General features: G+C 55.4%; 16 protein-coding genes. 9 read left to right on the forward strand and 7 right to left on the reverse strand.

The window, feature by feature from the left end; genetic code table 11:
- Nucleotides 1–455: 455 nt before the first annotated feature.
- Nucleotides 456–2,240, reverse strand: a complete 1,785-nt coding sequence (locus FZF21_RS18340) for a hybrid sensor histidine kinase/response regulator (RefSeq protein ID WP_063931820.1) — start codon at nt 2,238–2,240, stop codon at nt 456–458.
- Complete coding sequence (locus FZF21_RS18345) at nt 2,237–2,869, reverse strand: response regulator transcription factor (RefSeq protein WP_017692678.1); 633 nt, start codon at nt 2,867–2,869, stop codon at nt 2,237–2,239. The genes FZF21_RS18340 and FZF21_RS18345 overlap by 4 nt, the downstream gene beginning before the upstream one ends.
- A gap of 175 nt (nt 2,870–3,044) precedes the next feature.
- Between FZF21_RS18345 and FZF21_RS18350 the strand changes: the two genes are divergently transcribed.
- Together FZF21_RS18350 and FZF21_RS18355 are read left to right on the forward strand one after the other, a co-directional pair.
- On the forward strand, nt 3,045–3,359 hold the full coding sequence (locus tag FZF21_RS18350; protein WP_017382737.1) for a lipoprotein: 315 nt from the start codon (nt 3,045–3,047) through the stop codon (nt 3,357–3,359).
- Between the two features lie 116 nt (nt 3,360–3,475).
- Nucleotides 3,476–6,523 (forward strand): autotransporter outer membrane beta-barrel domain-containing protein, encoded by a 3,048-nt coding sequence (locus FZF21_RS18355; protein ID WP_149121183.1) that lies wholly within the window; start codon nt 3,476–3,478, stop codon nt 6,521–6,523.
- Between the two features lie 61 nt (nt 6,524–6,584).
- On the opposite strand, the gene FZF21_RS18360 is transcribed toward FZF21_RS18355, so the two are convergent.
- Nucleotides 6,585–7,112, reverse strand: a complete 528-nt coding sequence (locus FZF21_RS18360) for a LuxR C-terminal-related transcriptional regulator (protein ID WP_045327529.1) — start codon at nt 7,110–7,112, stop codon at nt 6,585–6,587.
- Nucleotides 7,113–7,780: 668 nt separating this feature from the next.
- Here FZF21_RS18360 and pgaA point away from each other — a divergent pair.
- The 4 genes from pgaA to pgaD are packed head-to-tail and all read left to right on the forward strand — an operon-like array spanning nt 7,781 to nt 13,920.
- A complete protein-coding gene (gene pgaA / locus FZF21_RS18365; RefSeq protein WP_149121182.1) occupies nt 7,781–10,219 on the forward strand; it encodes a poly-beta-1,6 N-acetyl-D-glucosamine export porin PgaA in 2,439 nt (812 codons plus the stop codon).
- Between the two features lie 8 nt (nt 10,220–10,227).
- Complete coding sequence (pgaB, locus tag FZF21_RS18370; RefSeq protein ID WP_047365735.1) at nt 10,228–12,165, forward strand: poly-beta-1,6-N-acetyl-D-glucosamine N-deacetylase PgaB; 1,938 nt, start codon at nt 10,228–10,230, stop codon at nt 12,163–12,165.
- Nucleotides 12,158–13,489, forward strand: coding sequence for a poly-beta-1,6-N-acetyl-D-glucosamine synthase (gene pgaC, locus FZF21_RS18375; protein WP_015571860.1), 1,332 nt, complete (start codon nt 12,158–12,160; stop codon nt 13,487–13,489). The genes pgaB and pgaC overlap by 8 nt, the downstream gene beginning before the upstream one ends.
- Nucleotides 13,486–13,920, forward strand: a complete 435-nt coding sequence (gene pgaD / locus FZF21_RS18380; protein WP_149121181.1) for a poly-beta-1,6-N-acetyl-D-glucosamine biosynthesis protein PgaD — start codon at nt 13,486–13,488, stop codon at nt 13,918–13,920. Before pgaC ends, pgaD begins: the two co-directional genes overlap by 4 nt.
- Nucleotides 13,921–13,972: 52 nt before the next feature.
- On the opposite strand, the gene gss is transcribed toward pgaD, so the two are convergent.
- On the reverse strand, nt 13,973–15,835 hold the full coding sequence (gene gss / locus FZF21_RS18385) for a bifunctional glutathionylspermidine amidase/synthase (RefSeq protein ID WP_015571862.1): 1,863 nt from the start codon (nt 15,833–15,835) through the stop codon (nt 13,973–13,975).
- A gap of 183 nt (nt 15,836–16,018) precedes the next feature.
- On the opposite strand from gss, the gene yghU reads away from it, so the two are divergent.
- Nucleotides 16,019–16,885: a glutathione-dependent disulfide-bond oxidoreductase gene (gene yghU / locus FZF21_RS18390; protein WP_003862465.1), complete on the forward strand. Its 867-nt coding sequence runs from the start codon at nt 16,019–16,021 to the stop codon at nt 16,883–16,885.
- 76 nt (nt 16,886–16,961) lie between these two features.
- The gene (gene fucR, locus FZF21_RS18395) at nt 16,962–17,723 is read left to right on the forward strand and encodes an L-fucose operon activator (RefSeq protein ID WP_015571863.1); all 762 of its coding nucleotides are present in this window, start codon (nt 16,962–16,964) and stop codon (nt 17,721–17,723) included.
- Here fucR and FZF21_RS18400 read toward each other — a convergent pair.
- Nucleotides 17,713–19,260, reverse strand: coding sequence for a methyl-accepting chemotaxis protein (locus tag FZF21_RS18400; protein ID WP_015571864.1), 1,548 nt, complete (start codon nt 19,258–19,260; stop codon nt 17,713–17,715). The two genes, fucR and FZF21_RS18400, sit on opposite strands and share 11 nt — an antisense overlap.
- A gap of 151 nt (nt 19,261–19,411) precedes the next feature.
- Here FZF21_RS18400 and FZF21_RS18405 point away from each other — a divergent pair, with 151 nt between their 5' ends.
- Entirely contained in the window at nt 19,412–20,452 is a 1,041-nt protein-coding gene (locus tag FZF21_RS18405; RefSeq protein ID WP_063945999.1) for an aldo/keto reductase, read from the forward strand.
- A 74-nt stretch (nt 20,453–20,526) separates the two neighbouring features.
- Here the strand turns inward: FZF21_RS18405 and FZF21_RS18410 are convergent, their stop codons facing one another.
- Both FZF21_RS18410 and FZF21_RS18415 read right to left on the reverse strand, forming a co-directional pair.
- Nucleotides 20,527–21,015 carry a TIGR00645 family protein gene (locus FZF21_RS18410; protein WP_149121180.1) on the reverse strand — a complete coding sequence of 163 codons (489 nt, stop codon included), beginning with the start codon at nt 21,013–21,015 and terminating at the stop codon, nt 20,527–20,529.
- A gap of 43 nt (nt 21,016–21,058) precedes the next feature.
- On the reverse strand, nt 21,059–21,562 hold the full coding sequence (locus FZF21_RS18415) for a hypothetical protein (protein ID WP_023295431.1): 504 nt from the start codon (nt 21,560–21,562) through the stop codon (nt 21,059–21,061).
- Nucleotides 21,563–21,614: the final 52 nt, after the last annotated feature.

Consider the following 21,614-nt stretch of genomic DNA (forward strand, 5'->3'; position numbering starts at 1 on the left):
TGATTCGTTAACATGGCGAATTAAATCTGGTTAAGTCTGTATGTTGTGGGTTCCAGAAAATCAAAACCACCAGACAGGAGTACCGCACGCAAGTCCCTCAGAGCGCTTAATTCCGTGAGCCTTTCCTGATTGATGTTGTGTACAAGAGGCTGGTTCAACAACTTTTATCCCTTCGCTATCAGATAGTGGCAGGAACCAAACCCACATCTGACGACGTACAAAATAGCTGGCAAATAATGTTAATTGCCTGCAATGCTGGCAATGCTGTAAGGGATAGTTTCGTGGTGGTCTGCCTGGTGGTCTTGAAAATAGCCAAAGATAGTTTTAGTATTTAAAACAGTTCATTAGCTCAAAGGACTACGCCGAGTCCGGGCACCAAATTTCATATTAACGGACCTCCACGGAGGTCCGTTTTTGCATTCTGAACCCGCCAGAATCGACACTTCTGCATTCCCTTAATGACACCCCGACCACTGCGTCAGCAGCGCATGCAGTTTAGCCGGCTCAAGAGGCTTGCGAAGCACCAGGTAACCCTCCTGCTCCGCCTCCAGCAGAACCGGTGAATTAAATTCGCCGCTGACTATCGCGCCGCTCATATCCGGCAGACGGTCAAAAAGCGCTTTCAGGATGTCGAAGCCGCTTTCACCCGATCGCAGGCGCTGGTCGCACAGCACGGCGAACGGCGTAAAGCCGTCGTCGATGATGGCAAACGCTTCTTCAGCGGAGGCCGCACAGCGTACGTCGATTCCCCAGACGCTCATCAGGCTCTCCCAGGCAGACGTCACCAGCGGGTCGTCATCGACGACCAGGCAGGAACCGTGCAGCGGCGCATAGCGTACCGGCGTGGCGGTGTTGTCAGCGGCGGGCGGGGTGTCCAGCACGCTATCTTCGCCAGCATATTGGATAAAGCGCATCCAGAAGCGTGAGCCTTTACCTTCAATGGATTGCATCCCGTATTTTACCTTCATGAGCTTGGCACAACGGGCAACGACGGCCAGCCCCAGCCCGTGTCCGGCGCTGTCGATCTTCCATGCCAGCTCGGGGCGGTAGTAAGGTGAGAAGATTTTGCCCTTCTCTTCATCGGCGATACCGACTCCCGTGTCCCACACCTCCACCATACACTCGTCACCGCGCGGTCGGATGGCGACCAGCACCCCGCCCTGGAGCGTGTAGCGAAGGGCGTTTTGAATCAGGTTAATCAGGGACTGTCGCACCAGCAGTGGATCGCCCATCACGTCGATACGGCGTTTAGGCCGCCGGATGCACAGCCTAAGCGCGCGGCTGTTGGCCTCTTCACGAAACAGCGTGATGACCGAGTCGAGCAGAGCACCGATATCCACTTTGGTCGGGGCAGAGAGGACATTCCCGGATTCTATTTTGCTCAGATCGAGCAGAGAATTGAGCATTAAATGCACCGAGCGAACGCTCTGCTGAAGGTCAAGGAGTTGCGGCGTCAGGCTGTCGTCCCGGTTTCGGTGGAGGATGGCTTCGATCAGAAAGCCCATTGCGTGTACGGGCTGGCGCAGATCGTGACTGGCGGTGGTCAGAAACTGATTTTTATCCAGCAGTGCCTGCTCCGCGTCCTCTTTGGCCTGACGAAACTGTTCCGCAAGGCGTGAGCTTTTTTCCTCAAGCAGCGCTTGCTGAATAAAGAACGCATGGGAAGTTAACGCATGGCGGTAAATCGCGAAGCCGTAAAGCAGATTCAGCATGAGCACGATGAACATCAACTCATCCAGCCGCCAGATAATACCGAGGTTCAGCACCCCCCAGGAGGCGAAGAAAAAACGCGTAAAGGTACTGATGACAGGCGTCAGATGCGTCGCATTGGCGGCGACGATGGCGGCAATGCTGATATTAAGTAACAGGAAAAAGTCAAAATTCTGCGTCTGTGGCGTAATTAAATAGAGTGATGAAATTCCCAGCCCGTGAATAAAGGCAATATTATTAATACGCGGAAGCCAGCGTCGCAGAACGTCCCTTTCACCGTTTTCTTTCGCTTCACGCTGATAGCGTCGGTGCAATATTCGTATCGCCACGGCACATAGCAGATAAATAATTATCCAGATAATCGTCGGGCCGAGTTCATCCCCAAGCATATAAATCCAGATGGCGAAAGGAATACCAACAAAGGGTACCGCACTAAAGCTGAATACCAGCCGCAGAAAGGTGTTGTTTAGCAAACGGATCTGCGCCGGAGGAGAGATACCATCATTTTGTAAGCTCTGAAAAAACCTCATTCCGACGGTTCCTGCTTGCCATGCAGAAGCGTGATGGCTTCGACCCGGCTGTTAACGCCTATCTTTTTCAATATATTGCTGATGTGTTCTTTGACCGTGGGCTCAGAAATTGAAAGCTGGGCGGCGATGCGTTTATTTGGCAGGCCGCGCATAATCATATTTAACACGTCTATTTGTCGCGGCGTTAAGTTAAATTTACTTAACTTCTCATTATTCGTCTTAACGGAAATTTCGTTTCCCTCAGGAAACCATGTCTGATTATCAGTGAGTGCGAAAACGGCCCGCGAGAACATCTCAGGTGGCTCGCTTTTCAATACAAAACCGTGTCCCCCGGCGGCATTAACTTTGCGCCAGATATCATTATTGTCATCCCCGCTGACCACCAGGAGTCGTACCTGTGGGTAAAGTTGCTTTACTTCTTTGAGTAATTTCAGGGCCGTTCCGGAAGAGAGCCAAAAATCGATTACGAGCAAACGTGGCGGGCCATGATCCCTAATTTGGCGGTAGCAATCATCCTCATTCGTCACCACACACGCCTGCTTAAACTGGCAATGTGTAATCAGAAAATTGGCGATGCCGCTTGCTACCAATGGATGGTCATCAACGACTAACGCATAATTCTGTCCCAAAGGAGCCTCCTTTTACCTTCGCATATCTTAGAGTACAGATGAATTATTATCTACCCACCCTACTTTAGGAGGGTTTTTTCGATTAGGAAAGAGAAATATATTATTCGCTGATTTGGGTAAAAGAAAACATAAATACAATCAGTGAAATTAACTGGTTGGATATCAAGGATAATTTATGAAAAAACCACTAATCGTTTTAACCGTTACGTTGATGCTAGCCGGTTGTTCCACGTTGAAAACCGATCAGGCTATTCCACTCCTACAGGCGGAGACCGCTAAAATGCTGGGACTGGGCTCATCGGATGAAATAACCGTATCCAACGTTAATGGCGCCCAGCCGGACGCACTGGGAGGACAAAAACTCTCTTATCGCGCCACGACAGAAAAAGGGCGTATTTTCGATTGTTCATCGATGATGATGCCGGGAATTTTAGGATCTGCACCGACGCTGAGCGCGCCAACCTGTACACCAGTTGTCACACATAAATAATTAGCACCGCATTAAAAGGCGTACATAAATAACGCCTTTTACGTTATCTGACGTATCTGAGTTTTCATATAAAAACGATGTTCCTGACATCATGCTAATGAGTACGGAGATAGCCCGTGAATAACTCTACATCACATTCTTTAGCGGTTAAGACACCGCTTTCCAGACTTTACCTCGCTCTATTTTCCGCGCCGCTGTTACTTTTTTTACCTGCCGATGTCGCGCGTGCAGCCGATGCCTTTTTTGATGGCGAGTCGCGTATTACCGAAACGCTGGGTTACACCGGAGATGTTTATGTTGGACGTAACCAACGCGGAAACCTGCTGATCGATAATGGCAAAATCACCGCCTATAACATCAATATCGGTCGGCTGTTCGACGGCCAAATTTATGAAAGCGTGGTCACGGTCCGTGGGCCAGACGCTGAGCTTAACGCGGTGAACGATCGGTACGTCCTGCGCGGCGACCTGAATCTTGGCCTCGGCACCCTGCGAGTCGAAGAGGGCGCGCTTGCGAGCGCGAAGGAGATCGTTGTCGGCACCACCCGCGGCTACGACAGCCACCTAATCGCCACGGGTGCCGGCTCTCGTGTGACCAGTAATTTTCTTAGCGTAGGCACCGATCTGGGCGCACGCTCCACGCTTGCGATTGAAGACGGCGCGTCGCTCAGCACCGCTTACGATGCGCGCATCGGCAACGGTACCGGGCCGGGTGAAACCGACACGCTGAGCCCGAAAGCCACCGTCACGGGGAGCGGGTCACAGTGGAACGTTGGCCGTACGTTGACGCTATATGGCGACCTGGATGTGCTGAACGGCGGAACGGTTAACGTTGGCGGCGTGCAGGTGGCGGGCGTCTCCGGCGCAGGGAAAACTGCCGAACTGGTTATTGCGGGCAAGGACTCGCGCTTTACCAGCGGCAGCAGCGTGAGCGTGGGCGATTACGGCAATGGCGTGCTGTCTGTGATTGACGGCGGTTCATTTTCCGCTGGCAGCAATGCGCTGATCGTGGGGACATCGGGTTCCGGCTCGAACCGGGGTGCGCTCATCATCGGCAGCCGCGGCAATATGGACACCGGCACGGGTTTAACTGAGCCAACGCTTGGCACGGCGGGCGGCGCAGGTACCCTCGATGCGAAGACGGCAATCAGCCTTCGTGGCGGACTGTTCGGCAGCTATGTCTACTTCAACCATACCGACGGAAATTACCTCTTCAGCAACACGATGAGCGGTGAAGGTGATGTGATCAACACCTCCGGGCAGACGACGCTGAACGGCGATCTTTCCGCACTCAAGGCGAACGTAACCGCGCGGGGCGGTAAAGTCATCATTGCCAGCAATATTAATACCCAGCCAGAAGACGATATCTTTGACGTCCAGACCCTTAGCGCGGAGAACGGCGGCACGTTGATCCTCAACGCGACGGCGGGTTCAGACGTCAGCAACGGGGTGGGTTATAGCAGCGCCGCGTCAATCAAGTCCGGCGGCACGCTGGGCGGCAACGGGACGCTGGGCCAGACCGAGATCCTGTCCGGCGGACATATCTCGCCCGGCGACGGCAATATCGGTACGTTGACGCTGAAACGCTATCTGAACTTTATCGGCGAATCCTTCTATGACGTCGATATCGCAGCAGATGGCCGCAGCGACCAGCTACTGGTATCGGGCAAAACCACCATCAGCAATCAGGCTAAGGTACAGGTCACCGCGCTGGATCCGCAAACCAGCTATAAAACGGGCCAAAGCTACCGCATTTTGACCTCCGACGGGGGAATCGACGGTGAGTTCGCCGGAGCGATCTCCAAATCCGCATTCCTCGACGTGGCGCTTAAGCAAAGCACCAACGCCGTCGATCTGACCATCGCGCAGAAAGAGACCGGTGGCGAGAATCCTGGAGGAGAAAACCCCGGAGGAGAAAACCCCGGAGGCGAAAACCCTGGCGGTGAGAATCCTGGCGGTGAAAACCCCGGAGGCGAAAATCCTGGTGGTGAAAACCCGGGCGGTGAGAATCCTGGCGGTGAAAACCCGGGCAGCGGCAAGCCGGGCATTTTCCAGACCGTGGCCCAAAGCAGCAACCAGTGGAATACCGCAGGCGCGCTCTCCACGCTGACGCAAAGCGGCCCGTCGCTGGCGCTGTATAACTCGCTGCTTCTGCTGAGCGCACCGGAAGCGCGCGAGGCGTTCAACCAGCTTTCTGGTGAAGTTTATCCGTCAATGCAGTCCAACCTGATCGCTGGCAGCACGCAGGTGTTTAACGTGTTAAACCAGCGGATGCAGCGCGCGTTTGATAACGACAGCCTGCCGATACCACCGTTAGCCATGTCGCTGGTGCAGCAGCCGGAGCCGCAAAACAATGGCGTCTGGGGCCAGACCTTCAGCTCCTGGAGCCGAAACAGCGGCGACGGTAACGTGGGCAAGCTGGACGGCAACACCACCGGCTTCCTGCTGGGGGCAGATCGCAAACTGGCGGACCATAACGTGCGTGTCGGCGGCTACTTCGGCTACAGCCGGGGTGATTATGACGTCGACAGCCGTCGCTCCTCAACGGATACCGACAACTATCACCTTGGTCTGTATGCGGCGGGTCAACAGGATGCGTTCTCCCTTCGCGGCGCGCTGGGTTACACCTGGCACAAGATCGAAGGCGAGCGCAATGTTGATTTCAGCGGCTTCTCGGATCGGCTGAAATCAGATTACGACGCGAACTCCCTGCTGGCGTTCACCGAAGCGGGCTACCGTTTCGGCCAGCCAGACAGGAATATTGAGCCGTTCGTCAATTTATCGTACATCCGGCTGCATACCGACAGCTTCAGGGAAGACGGCGGTGCCGCTGCGCTGAGCGTCCGTAACGAAACGATGAACACCTTCTATACGACACTCGGGTTGCGCGGTGTGACCGAGTTGCCGAAGCACGTTAACCTCTACGGTTCGTTGGGCTGGCAGCACGCCTATGGCGATAAGAATACCTCTTCGCGCATGGCGTTTGCGGGCAGCGACGCGTTCATTACTCAGGGACAGGCCGTGGATGAGGATGTGATGGTCGGTGATATCGGCGTGAGCGTACAGCTGTCGCGTGCTGCGACGCTGGATGTGGGTTACCAGGGACAATATGGTGCGGATACCCGCGTCAACTCTGTTAACGCCAATCTGCGCTGGTCGTTCTGAATTATTTCCATTAAAAGAACCCGCCCTCGTGGCGGGTTTCTGCTTTTGGCTTCTGACAAAGCTAGGGATCGTTCCCAACCACGTCCAGCAGTTTGTTTTTAAAGATAAACAAACACGCCTCGTTGAAGTTCCCTGCCCCTAACCGCTCCGACAGCACCGTTCGCTTGCGATAGAGGCTTTTAACCGACATATTCAGCTTATCTGCAATCTCTTCCATTGACCTCCCTGCCTTCAGCAACCTGATCATTATCGCTTCGTGTCGACTCAGCCGTAAGTTAAGCAGCCATTTGGTTGTCAGACGCCTGCCTTTCATATCAAGCACCAGATTGAATAACGACGCCATATCCGGAGCCGTAAGCGACGTGTTCATAAACAGCTTCATACTGAGAAGATCCTCCTCTCGAGGACGCATATCCAGCATAACGCAGCAGACCGTTTTTCTCGTTCTGGCCGGATGGCGTATCAGGTAATCATATAAACGGAGCGGCGTACGGCTATCAATCAGTACAGTATATTCATTTGCGTCGGTATCAAATATGTTTCTGTCTATCGAACTGAGGCAAATTATATCCGGGAAAAATAGCCGCATCCCCCTGACAAGGAAACAATCCTGAGTCACTAACACTATTGAAGTCGCCACTAACCATCCCTTTTAGATTAAAGCAAGCCCGCCTCTTAAGAAACAAGAACGCTTTCGTTTATAGCGTTTTACATTAACGGCAAATGTTTTCTGGCTTTGATCATCCCTCAATATGACATTGGTGAGCTAGACTTTTTGTAGACTATCACTCAATGCCTGGCGTTAATTATAAATAAAAAAGAATTTCAGAAAAGTCACTTCTCTGAACATTAAGAATTTTTGTCATGAAACTTCCCAAACATGCACCAGAAAGTACTTTAATTAACTCAGCAGAACTTCATTTCTAATATAAAAAAACAGGAAGCAGCAAAAGAAAAAACATTTAACATCAATCAGTTAAAAAGAACAATCCTGCACTGAATTATCTAAAAAACTTACTTCTTCCAGAATTATCTCAAAACCTCCCAGCCGCTTTTCAACTTATTTATCCCCCAACATATCGGGTGTACATTAAGCCCAATCAGACCACTGAGATGAGGGCTCATAATTACCTTTAAGTAAGTACCCCATAACGTAGCATCATTCAGATTTAATGTTCTCCTTTATGCCCTTTAACACAGAGTTAAAAGGCGGCCGTGTTATGCAATGGATTCACGATAAACAAATGGCAAATAGATATGGAAAGATCGCTTAGCTTCACTACGTTATTCTTTTATCGCACCACAATATTATTGCTCCTGCTTTTACTCTTTCCTGTTCTGGTTCAGGCTGATGAATCCGTTTATGAGCATCAGATACAACAGGCACGTAACGGTAATTACGCGCTGTTTCTTGATTACCTACAGCGCTATGAGCAACAGCATGCTTTAACACCCGGACAGGTTGCGGACTGGTTACAGGTAGCCTCCTGGGCAGGACGCGATGATGAGGTTATCCGGGTCTGGCAGCGTTATGGTATTTATATGCCGCTGCCCGCTCGCGCCATCGCTGCCGTCGCCCGGTCCAGAAGAAACCAAAAAGCCTGGCCATCCGCCTTATCGCTGTGGAAAGAGGCGCTCAGCCTTGCGCCGGATAACGACGATTACCGCATCGGCTATGTTAAGACCCTGGCCGATGCCCGCAGAGATCGCCTCGCGCTTTCGGAAGCCCGGCAGCTGGTTAAGGACGATCCTTCTCCCGCGCACCTTGAGACGCTCTCCTATGTCTGGATGCGCCAGGGAAAAAACGGGGACCGGCTGCTGGCGGACATGCGCGCACTGAACGCCGCTCCCGGGAATAATGCCCTTCTTCGCGAGACGATCGATGCGTTAACGGAAAACCGGGTAAGCACGCCTGCACTCTGGCTGTCGCAAAGCGCGGCGATGTCTCCCGCGGAGCGCCGCCGCCTTGAGCGTAACGCCGCGGCTGAAAGGGTACGCCTGGCGGATGTGCCTGGCAGAACGGAGAAAGAGCGCCTGCGGCTGGCACAAAACGCGTTAGATCGCTATCACACCCTGCTTTCCCGCTGGCAAAACGAACCGCAGGCGGCTGAAGACGTCATCCTTGCCCGTATCGATCGGCTTGGCGCGCTGTATGCGAAGGGTGATTACCGGCAGGTCATTAGCGAATACGAGTCGCTGACGGCCGCACAGCATCCGGTGCCGGACTGGGCCATCGGCTGGGTGATCTCTGCATATTTGCAGGAGAAAAATGCCGTCGCCGCCTTCTCGCTTGTGCAACGCTATCCACACTACGCCTCCGATCCGCAGGATGAGGTGCATGCGCTTTTCTACGCCTGGCTGGATACGGGGCAGTATCAGACCGCCCGCCGCTACGTTGAGCGCGAGACCCGCAGCGTTCCCTGGACCCGCTACGATTTCGGATCCCCGACCGCTCAGCCGAACGATCGGTGGCTCACCGGACAGTCTCTCAAACTTAACTATTTGCTGGCGACCAACGCCCTGCCGGAGGCCGAAAAGCTGTCGTATCGTCTGGCATCAACGGCGCCGGGAAATCAGGGGTTACAGATTGATTATGCCGCCCTGCTTCAGGCCAGAGGCCTGCCGCGCGCGGCCGAGCAAAAGCTTAAACGAGCAGAGGCGCTTGAACCCGCGAATCTGGAGCTTGAAAAACAGCAGGCTTACGTCGCAATGGACCTTCAGGAGTGGCGCCAGATGGATTTACTGGCTGATGACGTAATTGCTCTCGCCCCCGCCGATCGCAGCGCCCGTCGCCTGGACAGACTCAGAGCGGTCCACCATATGTCTGAGCTGCGTCTGAACGCGGGTAAAGGATTGCACTCAGATAACCCCGTCAGCGGTAGCCACGACATGAACTGGGACGCCACGCTCTATGGCCCGCCCGTGGCGGATAACTGGCGGCTGTTTGCCGGCGCCCGCTATGCCCAAGGGAATTTCGACGAAGGTAAAGGCATCAGCCGCCACCTGCTGGGCGGCGTTGAGTGGCGCCCCCGTGACCTCACGCTCGAAGCCGAGCTCTCCAGCAACCGCTATCACGGTACAAACAGGCCGGGCGCACGGCTCTCAACAACCTACAGCCTGAGTGATAACTGGCAGGTCAGCGGTAATCTCGAACGCTTGTCACGCGCCACACCCTTACGGGCATTACGCAATGGGATCAGCGCCAACCGGGGTGAAGGTGGGGTGCGCTGGTATCAAAACGAGCGACGTGAATACCAGTTCAACGCCGCCGTCAGCCGCTTCTCAGACCACAACCGCCGTCAGGAATACACCCTCTCTGGGAAAGAGCGTCTCTGGCAGACCCCGACCCTGACGCTGGATCTCGAACCGGGGATCGCCGCCAGTAAAAACAGCCTGCGGAATACGCTCTATTACAACCCGGCACGGGATCTGTCCGTGACGGCTGCCCTGTCCGTTGACCATGAGATGTACCGCCACTACGACACCCTCTGGAGCCAGCAGTTCGTGGCAGGAGGGGGCAGCTACTGGCAGAAAAATCAGTCCGCGAGTGCCGTTACCCTGCTGGGTTACGGGCAACGCATCCAGTGGAACAACGTTGTCGATACTGGCGTGATGCTGAACTGGGATAAGCGCCCTTACGACGGCAAACGCGAGAGCAATCTCTCCGTCACGTTAGATGCGACTTTACGCTTTTAAGGATGAATATGCTGAACACACGTTTTTCTATAAGCCTGATCGTCATCGGCTGGCTCTGCCTCAGCGCGAGCCTCTGCGCGCAGCCGCTCTCCTTTATGGCCCCTGAAAAGAGGCCGCAGCTGGAGGCCAGCAAACCCTGGCCGGAGAATCAGTTTCTGGTCCTGGCCTACCACGACGTTGAAGATGATGCCGCCGATCAGCGCTACCTCTCCGTTCGCACCAGCGCGTTAAACGAGCAGATAAGCTGGCTTTTGCACAACGGCTATCACGCCATCAGCGTGCAGGACATTCTGGATGCGCATGAAGGGAAAAAAGCGCTGCCGCCGAAAGCCGTTTTGCTCAGCTTTGACGACGGCTACAGCAGCTTTTACACCCGGGTCTGGCCTCTGCTTCAGGCCTGGAACGTTCCTGCGCTGTGGGCGCCGGTGGGCAGTTGGGTGGATACGCCGGCAAATCAAAAAGTTAACTTCGGCGGTCTGATGACGCCCCGCGATCGCTTTGCCACCTGGGATATGGTTCGCGAGCTCAGCCAGTCCCCGCTGATTGAGATTGGCTCGCATACCTGGGCCTCGCATTACGGCATTCCGGCCAACCCGCAGGGAAGCCGTGAACCCGCCATCGCCAACCGTTTTTTCGATAACGCGACGGGGCATTACGAAACCGATGAACACTTCAACCAGCGGATCGCCGCAGACGTACGCAAAGTCACCGATAAAATCACCCAGGTGACGGGAAAAGCGCCGCGTGCCTGGGTGTGGCCCTATGGGGCTGCCAACGGTACGTCGCTCGCTATCGCCCAGAAACAGGGCTATCAGTTGGCCTTTACCCTGGAGGACGGGCTGGGAAACGTGCGCGACCTCGGCAACATCCCGCGCCTGCTGATCGCTGGAAATCCGTCGATAAAAACCTTTTCCAACACGGTTAGCCGCGTTCAGGAGTTTGACCCGGTGCGCGTCATGCATGTCGATCTCGATTACGTCTACGATCCCGATCCGGCCCAGCAGACGAAAAACATCAACAAACTCGTCCAGCGGGTCTACGACATGAAAATCAGCCATGTGTTTCTCCAGGCGTTTTCGGATCCGCGGGGCGACGGCAGGATCGATGCGCTCTATTTCCCCAACCGTCGGCTCCCGGTCCGGGCCGATCTCTTTAATTTTGTCGCCTGGCAGCTACAAACCCGCGCGGGAGTGAAAGTCTTCGCGTGGATGCCGGTTCTCTCTTTCGATCTCAGTCCAGCCTTGCCGCGCGTGCAGCGCCGGGATCGTCAAACGGGAGCGTTGACCGTGGCCGCCGAGCCCTATATCAGGCTCTCCCCGTGGAGTCCGCAGGTTCGCCAGCAGGTGACGGAGATCTATGAAGATCTGGCCCGCTATGCCAGCTTCAATGGGATCTTATTTCATGACGATGCGGTGCTGACGGACGTTGACGATGCCGGGCAGGACACGACCCGGCAGAAGAGTCAGCGGCTTATCGGCTTTACCCGCACCCTGAGCCAGGCGGTGAAAAACATCCGTGGCCCGCAGATCAAAACCGCGCGGAACATGTTCGCGTTGCCCATTCTCGAGCCGGAAAGCGAGGCATGGTTTGCGCAAAATCTCGATGATTTTCTGGCGGCCTACGACTGGACGGTGCCGATGGCAATGCCGCTGATGGAGTCCGTCCCGGCAGAAGAGAGCAATGCCTGGCTGACGCGTTTAGTCAAAGCCGTCGCCGCACGCCCCGGCGCGCTGAATAAAACGATTTTTGAGCTACAGGCCAGGAACTGGGCACAGAAACCGCAGCGTGCCGTAGCCGATGAACGTCTGGTGGAGTGGATGCGGGTGCTCCAGCTGAACGGCATCAAAAATTACGGTTATTACCCCGACGACTTCCTCAACAACCAACCTGATATTTCACGTATCAGACCTGAATTTTCTTCGTACTGGTATCCTGACAATGACTGATCGCATTATCGCCTTCTCTATTTTGTGTCTGGTATTCGGGTTGCCGTTAGGCGTAGCCGCGCTGTTTACCGGCGAACTGATTCTGGACTTTGTCTTTTTCTGGCCGCTTTTTATGTCCGTGCTCTGGGTAACCGGCGGCCTCTATTTCTGGTTTCAGCTTGAACGGCACTGGTCGTGGGATAACGCAACACCCGCCCCCGCCTTAGCCGGTGAGCCGTTAATCTCGATTCTTATTCCCTGCTTCAATGAGGAACGCAACGCACGGGAGACCATTAGCGCCGCGCTGGGTCAGCGGTACTGGAATGTGGAAGTTATCGCCATCAACGACGGTTCTTCTGATAACACGGCGGAGGTACTGCAACAGCTGGCGCGAGAGCAACCGCGCCTGCGGGTGATTAATCTCGCGGAGAACCAGGGGAAAGCCGTGGCGCTCAAGGCCGGCGCTGCGGCGGCCCGGGGCGATTTGCTGGTCTGCATTGACGGCGACGCCCTGCTCGACCGCGACACCGCGGCGTATCTGGTGGCACCGCTGATTCAGTATCCCCACGTTGGGGCCGTCACCGGGAATCCGCGTATTCGCACGCGCTCAACGCTGATTGGCCGCATTCAGGTGGGCGAGTTTTCTTCCATTATTGGCCTTATCAAGCGAACGCAGCGGATCTATGGCCGGGTCTTTACCGTCTCCGGCGTCATCGCCGCCTTTCGCCGACAGGCGCTGGCGGATGTCGGGTACTGGAGCCCGGACATGATCACAGAGGATATCGACATAAGCTGGAAGCTTCAGCTTCGCCACTGGGATATCTTTTTCGAGCCGCGGGCGCTGTGCTGGATCCTGATGCCGGAGACGCTAAAGGGGCTGTGGAAACAGCGTCTGCGCTGGGCGCAGGGGGGTGCAGAGGTGTTTCTGGTTAACCTGCGCAAGATGGCCCGCTGGGAGCATCATCGCATGTGGCCCCTGTTTCTTGAGTACGCGCTATCAACGCTGTGGGCGTTTGCCTATGGGGCGACCGTGGTGTTGTTCATTCTCAGCCATATTATCCCTCTTCCCGCGAACCTGGCCGTTGCGAGCCTGTTTCCCCCGGCGTTTACCGGGCTGCTGCTGGGCGTGATGTGCCTGCTGCAATTCCTCGTCAGTTTGTATATCGAGCGGCGCTACGAGCGGAAAGTGGCAGGCTCGCTGTTCTGGGTAATCTGGTTCCCGATGGTGTACTGGATGATTGGCCTGTTTACCACCCTCGTGGCATTTCCGAAAGTCATGCTTAAACGTAAACGCGCCCGCGCGCGCTGGATCAGTCCGGACCGGGGTAAAGGGAGCATCCAATGAACGAGAATACGTTAATTTTGACTGAACATCGGCTGGCGCCGCGTCTTTTCGATGCCGCATTAACGCTGATAGCCTGGGGAGGATTCCTGTTTTTTCTGTACGCCAGGCTGTGGATGCAGTTAACCGAGGAGGGCGATCACCGCTGGAGCGTGATTATCGCCTCCTTTAATACGGTGCTGGTCTATCTGCTGATTGCGGCGTTCAACGGCTGGCTGCTGATCCTGTGGTATCAGTACAATCGCCGCCGCGCGCATGTGAGGCGGCGTCATCCGGTAATGTTGCGCCATGACGAGCTTGCCCAAAGTTTTAACGTCACGCCGCAAATTATGTCCGAGATGAGCCAGTACAACCTGCTGACGGTTTACCATGACCAGATTGGCCGGATCATTGATTTGAAGATCAGCGAGCAGCAGGAAGAGGAAGAGCAGTAATGAAACGCCCCCGCAACATGCCCTGCGGGGGCGTTTTTATAACAGGGAGACGTTATTTATCTTTCACCACAATCAGCGGTTCAATATCGCTCTCTTTCTTCACCACCAGCGAGTCATCCCCGCGCAGACAGGTTCCGCCATAGTTCCCGCCCACGGTAAAAGTGCAGACCTGAATGTATCTGCCGTCAACCTTCGGCAGGCACCATAGCTGCTGGTAGATATTTTTGCGGTCAACAAACTTGCCGCTGGACTGGTCCAGCAGTTCGTCCTGGGCGCCGATCAGATCGATATTGCTCCCGCAGCGTCCGGCGATCGGTTTAACGGCATAACCGGTCCGTTTGAGCAGATCGTTGACCTCAAAATCGGTATCCAGCAGGTAACGGTGGTTCGGGAACAGCTGCCACAGCACCGGCAGGATCGCCTTGTTACCTGGGATCACCGTCCACAGCGGTTCAAAGACCAGCACTTCCGGGCGCAGCAGGACGTCAATCAGGCGCACTTCACCTTGCGGGTGACCGGTGCGGATAGGCACGGCGGCGTACTCGGTTTCGCTCACCTCGCGGATCTGCTCAATCGCCGTTTCCCACGCCCAGGTTTTCCATACGCAGTTGACGTGACGGCCTTCATCATCAATCAGTTGCCCGGCGGCATCCCAGCTCAGCGCCCCCAGTCCATGCAGGATTTTGGTTTCAAACCCGGCCTGGATCAGCGAGCGCTGAATAAAGAGCGCGTGGTAATCCTCTTCGATATCGTTGTCCTGCATGATATGGACGAACGGCCGCGCGTGGCTGTGCTTCCATGCGCCGGTCAGCTCCTCCAGCAAGCCTTCCGCCGGATTGTGGCCGGTGCCGCGATAGCCGTTTTTCACCCACTCTTCAAGAATGAGCCCGCCCTCGGTATGGCAGGAGGCGGAATCCGCGTTGTACTCGTAAACCTTGATGCCGCGTTCATCCATGCAGAAATCCATACGACCGGTGATCATATGGTGACGACGCCACTGCCAGGAAAGGCGCAGACGCGGCCAGAGAATTTTCGGGATGTCGAAAAGCGCGAGTAAGCTGTCGTCTTTCAGCACCTTGTCGGTGGCATGAAGGTACATCAGATGCAGTTCGTTGGTGGCTTTGATCAGCTCCTGCTCGGCGCTTTCGGTAATGGTGAAGTACTGGCAGGGATCGTTGTTGATAACGTGGCCGTTGGCGCGAACGTACGCCTGTTGCAGGGCGTCGTTTTCATTGAGCCATTTTCCGTCGAACTGACGGTTGTTCTTCAATCGCGCGCCGCTGATTTTCAGCAGTTCACCGTCGATCTCCGGCTGAGGAATACTGTGTTCCGTCTCCTCCGTCTGGATCATCCAGCCGAGGATCTCGGTATCGTTGAACGTGTCATGAAGCGTATAGCAACCGTCCTCCACGCTCAGACGCAGCTCGCGCGTCCACTGCTGCCCCATCGGCAGCGGGGAGTGAATAACGTTCTGCTCGGCAATGCGCACTCTGTCATCCAGCAGCTGGGTAATGACGGCGACGTGGCCGGTTTCATGAAACTCACCGCCCTTTTGCCAGATGAGCAGCGCACCGGCCTGCGGCGCGCGTTTTGAGCCATTAGCAAAGGCCTGTAGCGGCAAAATATTGTCGTTTACCACCTGGCGCAAAAAACGCAGGGAGAAGATCTCCCACGCCATCCCGACGTCGGTAAAAACAAACCCGTGATTGAGAAACAGGAAACGGCGCGCAAACTCAACGCACTGCCATTTATGGCCCATGTATTCGTTGCCGATATAGCTGCGGAATTCCGCGTCTTCCGGGTAGTGACGCGGATCGAGACTGCCGTAATTTGAAGAGTAAATCGCCACGCCACCCGGCGCATAACCTAATAACGTCCCGAAGGGTGCGTCACTGCTTAACGTTCCTTTACGCATGTGTCCAACCTAAAACAGGCAGGCGGCAATTTTTTTGTTGGGTTGTCGTCGTCTGCACGTTGTAATTAACTGACAGAGGTGGCGTTATCATACACCCGCCCTGCCCATTACGCTCGCATCGTTAAACGGTTCCTGCATCTCCTGCTACACTGCCTCAACACAACACCAAAAAGGCAGGCCAACATGTCAGATAACACCTATCAGCCACCGAAAGTGTGGGAATGGAAACAGAATAACGGCGGCGCGTTCGCCAATATCAACCGTCCCGTCTCGGGCGCGACGCACGAGAAAGAGCTACCTGTGGGCGCGCACCCGCTCCAGCTGTACTCTCTCGGTACGCCGAATGGACAGAAAGTTACCATCATGCTGGAAGAGCTGCTGGCGCTGGGCGTGACGGGCGCGGAATACGACGCATGGTTAATCCGCATTGGTGAGGGCGATCAGTTCTCCAGCGGTTTTGTCGACGTGAACCCGAACTCGAAGATCCCGGCCCTGCGTGACCACTCCACCACCCCGCCGACGCGCGTCTTTGAATCCGGCAATATCCTGCTCTACCTGGCCGAGAAATTTGGTCACTTCCTGCCAAAAGATCCGGCAGGACGAACGGAAACCCTGAACTGGCTGTTCTGGTTACAGGGCGCGGCCCCGTTCCTCGGCGGCGGTTTTGGCCACTTCTATAACTACGCACCGGTGAAGATTGAGTACGCTATCGATCGCTTCACCATGGAAGCTAAACGCCTGTTCGACGTGCTGGACAAACAGCTGGCGCGCGGTCGTTACGTAGCGGGTGAGGAATATACCATTGCGGATATGGCAGTCTGGCCATGGTTTGGCTGCGTGGCGCTGGGCAGCGTGTATAACGCCGCCGAGTTCCTGGATGCCGGGAAGTACACCAACGTGCAGCGCTGGGCAAAAGATGTGGCGAATCGTCCGGCTGTTAAACGCGGGCGCATTGTTAACCGTACCAACGGCGAGCTGAACGAGCAGTTACATGAGCGTCATTCAGCAAGCGACTTCGATACCCAGACGGAAGATAAACGTCAGGGTTGATCCATGACCGGGCGGTTCGCCGCCCTTCTTCCGCGATGAGAAAAATGCGTCAGCACGCGTGCGCAAGGAGCCTCGTATGTCAGACCAGACGCTAAAAGCGACCCGACAGCAGAGTCTTATCACCTTGCTGAGCAAAAGCGACTGGCTGACTACCGATGTGCTGGCTGAAAAGCTCTCCGTCAGCAAAGAGACCATCCGCCGGGATCTGAAGTCGTTGCAGCAGCAGGGGAAGCTTCTGCGCCAGCACGGGCGCGCGCGTCTGATTCATCCGGACAGCCGCGACAGCGGTGAACCCTTTGGCGCACGCCTGAAAAGCCATTATGCCGACAAAGCCGATATTGCCCGCCACGCGCTGGGCTGGATCAGCGAAGGGATGACCATCGCCCTCGACGCCAGCTCAACCTGCTTTCATCTGGCGCGCCAGTTGCCGGACATCGACCTCACCGTATTTACCAACAGCCTGCCTATCTGCCACGAGATGGCAAAGCGCGAGCGGATCACGCTTATCTGCTCCGGCGGAACGCTTGAGCGTAAGTATCGCTGCTATGTTAACCCGGCGCTGGTGACGCAGCTAAAAGGGCTGGAGATCGATCTGTTCATCTTCTCGTGTGAAGGGGTCGATGAGCATGGCGTCCTTTGGGATCCGTCCGAGCACAACGCGGGCTTTAAGGCGCTGCTGTTAAACCGCGCCAGCCAGTCGCTGCTGCTGATCGACAAAAGTAAATTTATGCGGGCAAGTGAAGTGAAAATTGGTCAGCTGTCACAGGTGACACAGATTATTCAGAGCGATAAACGTCAGGCCGCCAGAGACGGCCTGACACGAGAGGTTACGCGGTGAGACGGAATTTCTGCACTGAGCGCTGGAGTTCTTCGGTCTGCCGTTCAAGTGCGGCGGCGGCGGCGGAAACCTGCTCCACCAGCGAGGCGTTCTGCTGGGTCACGCCGTCCATCTGCGTGATGGCAACGCCGACCTGAGAAATACCTTTGCTCTGCTCCTCTGACGCGGTGGCGATCTGCTTCATAATGACGGTCACTTCCGTCACGTCGCGCAGGATCGCTTCCATCGTGGTGCCGGTATCGTTCACCAGCTGCGCCCCCTGCTCCACGCGGGCAACGGAATCTGCAATCAGCCCTTCGATCTCTTTTGCCGCATTCGCGCTGCGGCTGGCCAGATTACGCACCTCACCCGCCACGACCGCAAAGCCCCGCCCCTGCTCCCCGGCCCGGGCCGCTTCCACCGCGGCGTTCAGCGCCAGAATATTGGTCTGGAAGGCGATGCTGTTGATGACGGTAGTGATTTCAGCGATTTTTTTCGAGCTGTCCGAAATGCCGCTCATGGTTGTGACCACATCTTCCACCAGCGAGCCGCCGCGGCTGGCCGTACTGGAGGCGACATCCGCAAGCTGGCTGGCCTGGCGCGCGCTTTCGGCGTTCAGCTTCACCGTTGCGGTTAGCTGCTCCATGCTGGCCGCGGTCTCTTCCAGCGCGGCGGCCTGCTCTTCGGTACGCGAAGAGAGATCGTTATTCCCGCTGGAGATCTCCGTTGCCCCGCGCCAGATATTCTCGCTGCCGGAACGAATCGTGCTGACCGCTTCCCGCAGGCTGTCCTGCATGGCGCTCAGCAGCGGCACCAGTTGCCCCACGCAGTTGCGGCCAAAGGATTCAATCGGCTGGCTGAGATCGCCCTGCGCAATCTGGCGGAACTGCTGACGGATACGATCCAGCGGTTTTACCAGTATCGCCACCAGGTAGCGGTCGGTGAACAGCAGGATCAACAGACCCACGATCGTGGCGGTGATAATCACCGTCCGGGTCATGCTGGTGAGGCCGTCGACCACCACGCGCGTGCTGTCGAGCGCCTTCGCCGCGGTGTTGTTAAAGTTCTCAGCCGCTGACCCGAATGCACGGCTTAGCGGCGGCGTGACGTTGTTGGCATGCTGACGATAGCCTTCGAGCGTCGCCTGCTTCGCCTGCGCCATCTGCGGCGTCACGCCACGATCGAGCAGCGCCTGCCAGGTGGAAATCACCTGCGCAGACACCTTTTCATCCATCGGGCCCGGAGAGATAGCTTTCATCTCTGCTAGCTTTTTACTCATGTTATCCAGCGCCTGCTGTGCAGGAGCCAGGTCCGGCGTGCCGCCCGCCGCTTTAACTTCCATCGCCCGGCTCAGGCGGGTGACGAAACGGAAATACTGATCGTTGCCCTGGCTCAGCACCGTCATTTGCCGGACCAGCTGGCGGTCAACATCATTACCATCAGAAACACGAGACAGAGACCAGGTGCTGTAAAGCCCCACGCCTGCCCACATGACACAAAAGATCCCCAGTATCGTCAGCATGACGAAACGGATGGTGAAATTACGAAGCATCTTCATTGAGTATTCCTTGCCGTGAGGGTGAATTCGCCCAGAGGCGAGTACTACCCTCTTTATCGGCAGATACCGCAGAAAATATACTTTTTTGTTATCGAGTCGGCATAGAATGAAAACGTTGTTTCGAAAATTCACCGACAAGAAAGGAGACATCATGTCCTGGCACCCTTACACCGGCCGATACGAAAACATGCAGTACCGATACTGCGGCAAAAGCGGCCTGCGCTTACCGGCACTGTCGCTGGGCCTGTGGCACAGCTTCGGTCACGTTCAGCCGCTCGATTCCCAGCGCGCGCTGCTGCGTAAGGCCTTCGATCTCGGTATTACCCACTTTGACCTTGCCAACAACTACGGCCCCCCACCAGGCAGCGCTGAAGAGAATTTTGGCCGTCTGCTGCGGGAGGATTTTGCCGGGTATCGTGACGAGCTGATCATCTCCACCAAAGCGGGCTACGACATGTGGCCAGGGCCGTATGGTTCGGGCGGTTCACGTAAATACCTGCTCGCCAGCCTCGACCAGAGCCTGAAACGCATGGGTGTGGAGTATGTGGATATTTTCTATTCTCACCGCGTAGACGAAAACACACCGATGGAAGAGACCGCCTCCGCGCTGGCGCACGCGGTGCAGAGCGGAAAAGCGCTGTACGTCGGCATTTCGTCCTACTCCACGGAACGCACGGCGGTAATGGCCGAATTGATGCGCGAGTGGAAGATCCCGCTTTTGATCCACCAGCCGTCTTACAACCTGCTTAACCGCTGGGTCGACAAGACCGGCCTGCTGGACGCGCTGGAGAAAAACGGAACGGGCTGTATCGCCTTTACCCCGCTGGCACAGGGCCTGCTCACCGGAAAATACCTGAACGGTATTCCGGACGGTTCACGTATGCAACGCGAAGGGAAAAAAGTGCGCGGCCTGACGGAGAAAATGCTGACGGAAGCCAACCTGAGCAGCCTTCGTTTGCTGAACGAGATGGCGCACGCGCGCGGGCAGACGATGGCGCAGATGGCGCTAAGCTGGCTGTTGAAAGATGAGCGTGTAACGTCGGTGCTGATTGGCGCGAGCCGCCCGGAGCAGCTGGAAGAGAACGTTCAGGCGCTGAATAACCTGCGCTTTAGCGAAGATGAACTGACGCGGATTGACCAGCACGTTGCGGATGGTGAGCTGAATTTGTGGCAGGCGTCGTCGGATAAATAAATAGTGCGGCCTGCTGCCCTCACCCTGTCCCTCTCCCCTCCGGGGAGGGGGTTAGGGTGAGGGGCGTGGTGGATTTATTTCTTACTGATCTTATCCAGATACCCCATCATAAACGCCGACAGCACAAACGTCAGGTGGATAATCACATACCACATCAGCTTATTATCCGGGACGTTTTTCGCGTCCATAAAGACGCGTAACAGGTGTATAGACGAAATCGCCACAATCGACGCCGCGACTTTATTCTTCAGCGATGAGGCGTCCATCTTCCCCAGCCAGTTGAGCTTTTCTTTGTGCTCGGCGATATCAAGCTGAGAGACGAAATTCTCATAACCGGAGAACATCACCATCACCAGTAACCCCCCCACCAGCGTCATATCCACCAGCGACAGCAGAACCAGAATCAAATCGGCTTCTGCCACGGAGAAAATGTTTGGCAGGACGTGAAATATCTCCTGGAAGAACTTGATCGTCAGGGCGACCAACGCCAGGGAGAGACCAAAATAGACGGGTGCGAGCAGCCAGCGAGAGGCATACATTGCGTTTTCAAAGAAGCGTTCCATAAAATCCTGTCTGCAAACGAAACCAGCACTCAGTATATCTCAACTATACCTCGTTGGGATCCACATCCGGACGCGCATACTCCGGCCAGACCAGCGCGACCAGTTCCGGGTAGGCTTCCAGGCTAAACTCGCGAAAACACTGGCGCAGATTTAATACGTCTAAATCGGAGTACGACACCTTCTCGCCATTCAGACAGCGCTTTTTGATATTGTCGTAATATTTATAAACCGCCGAATTAAGGTCGCTACAACGGCGCTGCGCGTCGAACAGGCCGGGCGTATCATTAATTTCAGCCATTTTCATTCGCTTAATTGTCGCATGGAGAAAATCGATATATTCGTGATTTACCCGCCAGTACCAGACCGGCGTCACGGCGTTCATCAATACGGAGAAATGATCTTCCCCCTCCTCTTTCGACATCAATTCAGGCTGCGGCGGTTCACTGACGTCTTTTGACGCTTTCGTTTTATTTAACTCTTGCATCAATAAAAGCACGCCAGCGGTCAGTAATAGTAACGTTATGACCGTAAAGAAAATGCTGTTCATGGGTAGGCTCCATTTTTTTTGATTTTAAAATTGCCTCATGTTATTGTCAACG

This window comes from Enterobacter sp. LU1 (assembly GCF_008271405.2).
Lineage (GTDB): Bacteria > Pseudomonadota > Gammaproteobacteria > Enterobacterales > Enterobacteriaceae > Enterobacter > Enterobacter hormaechei_C.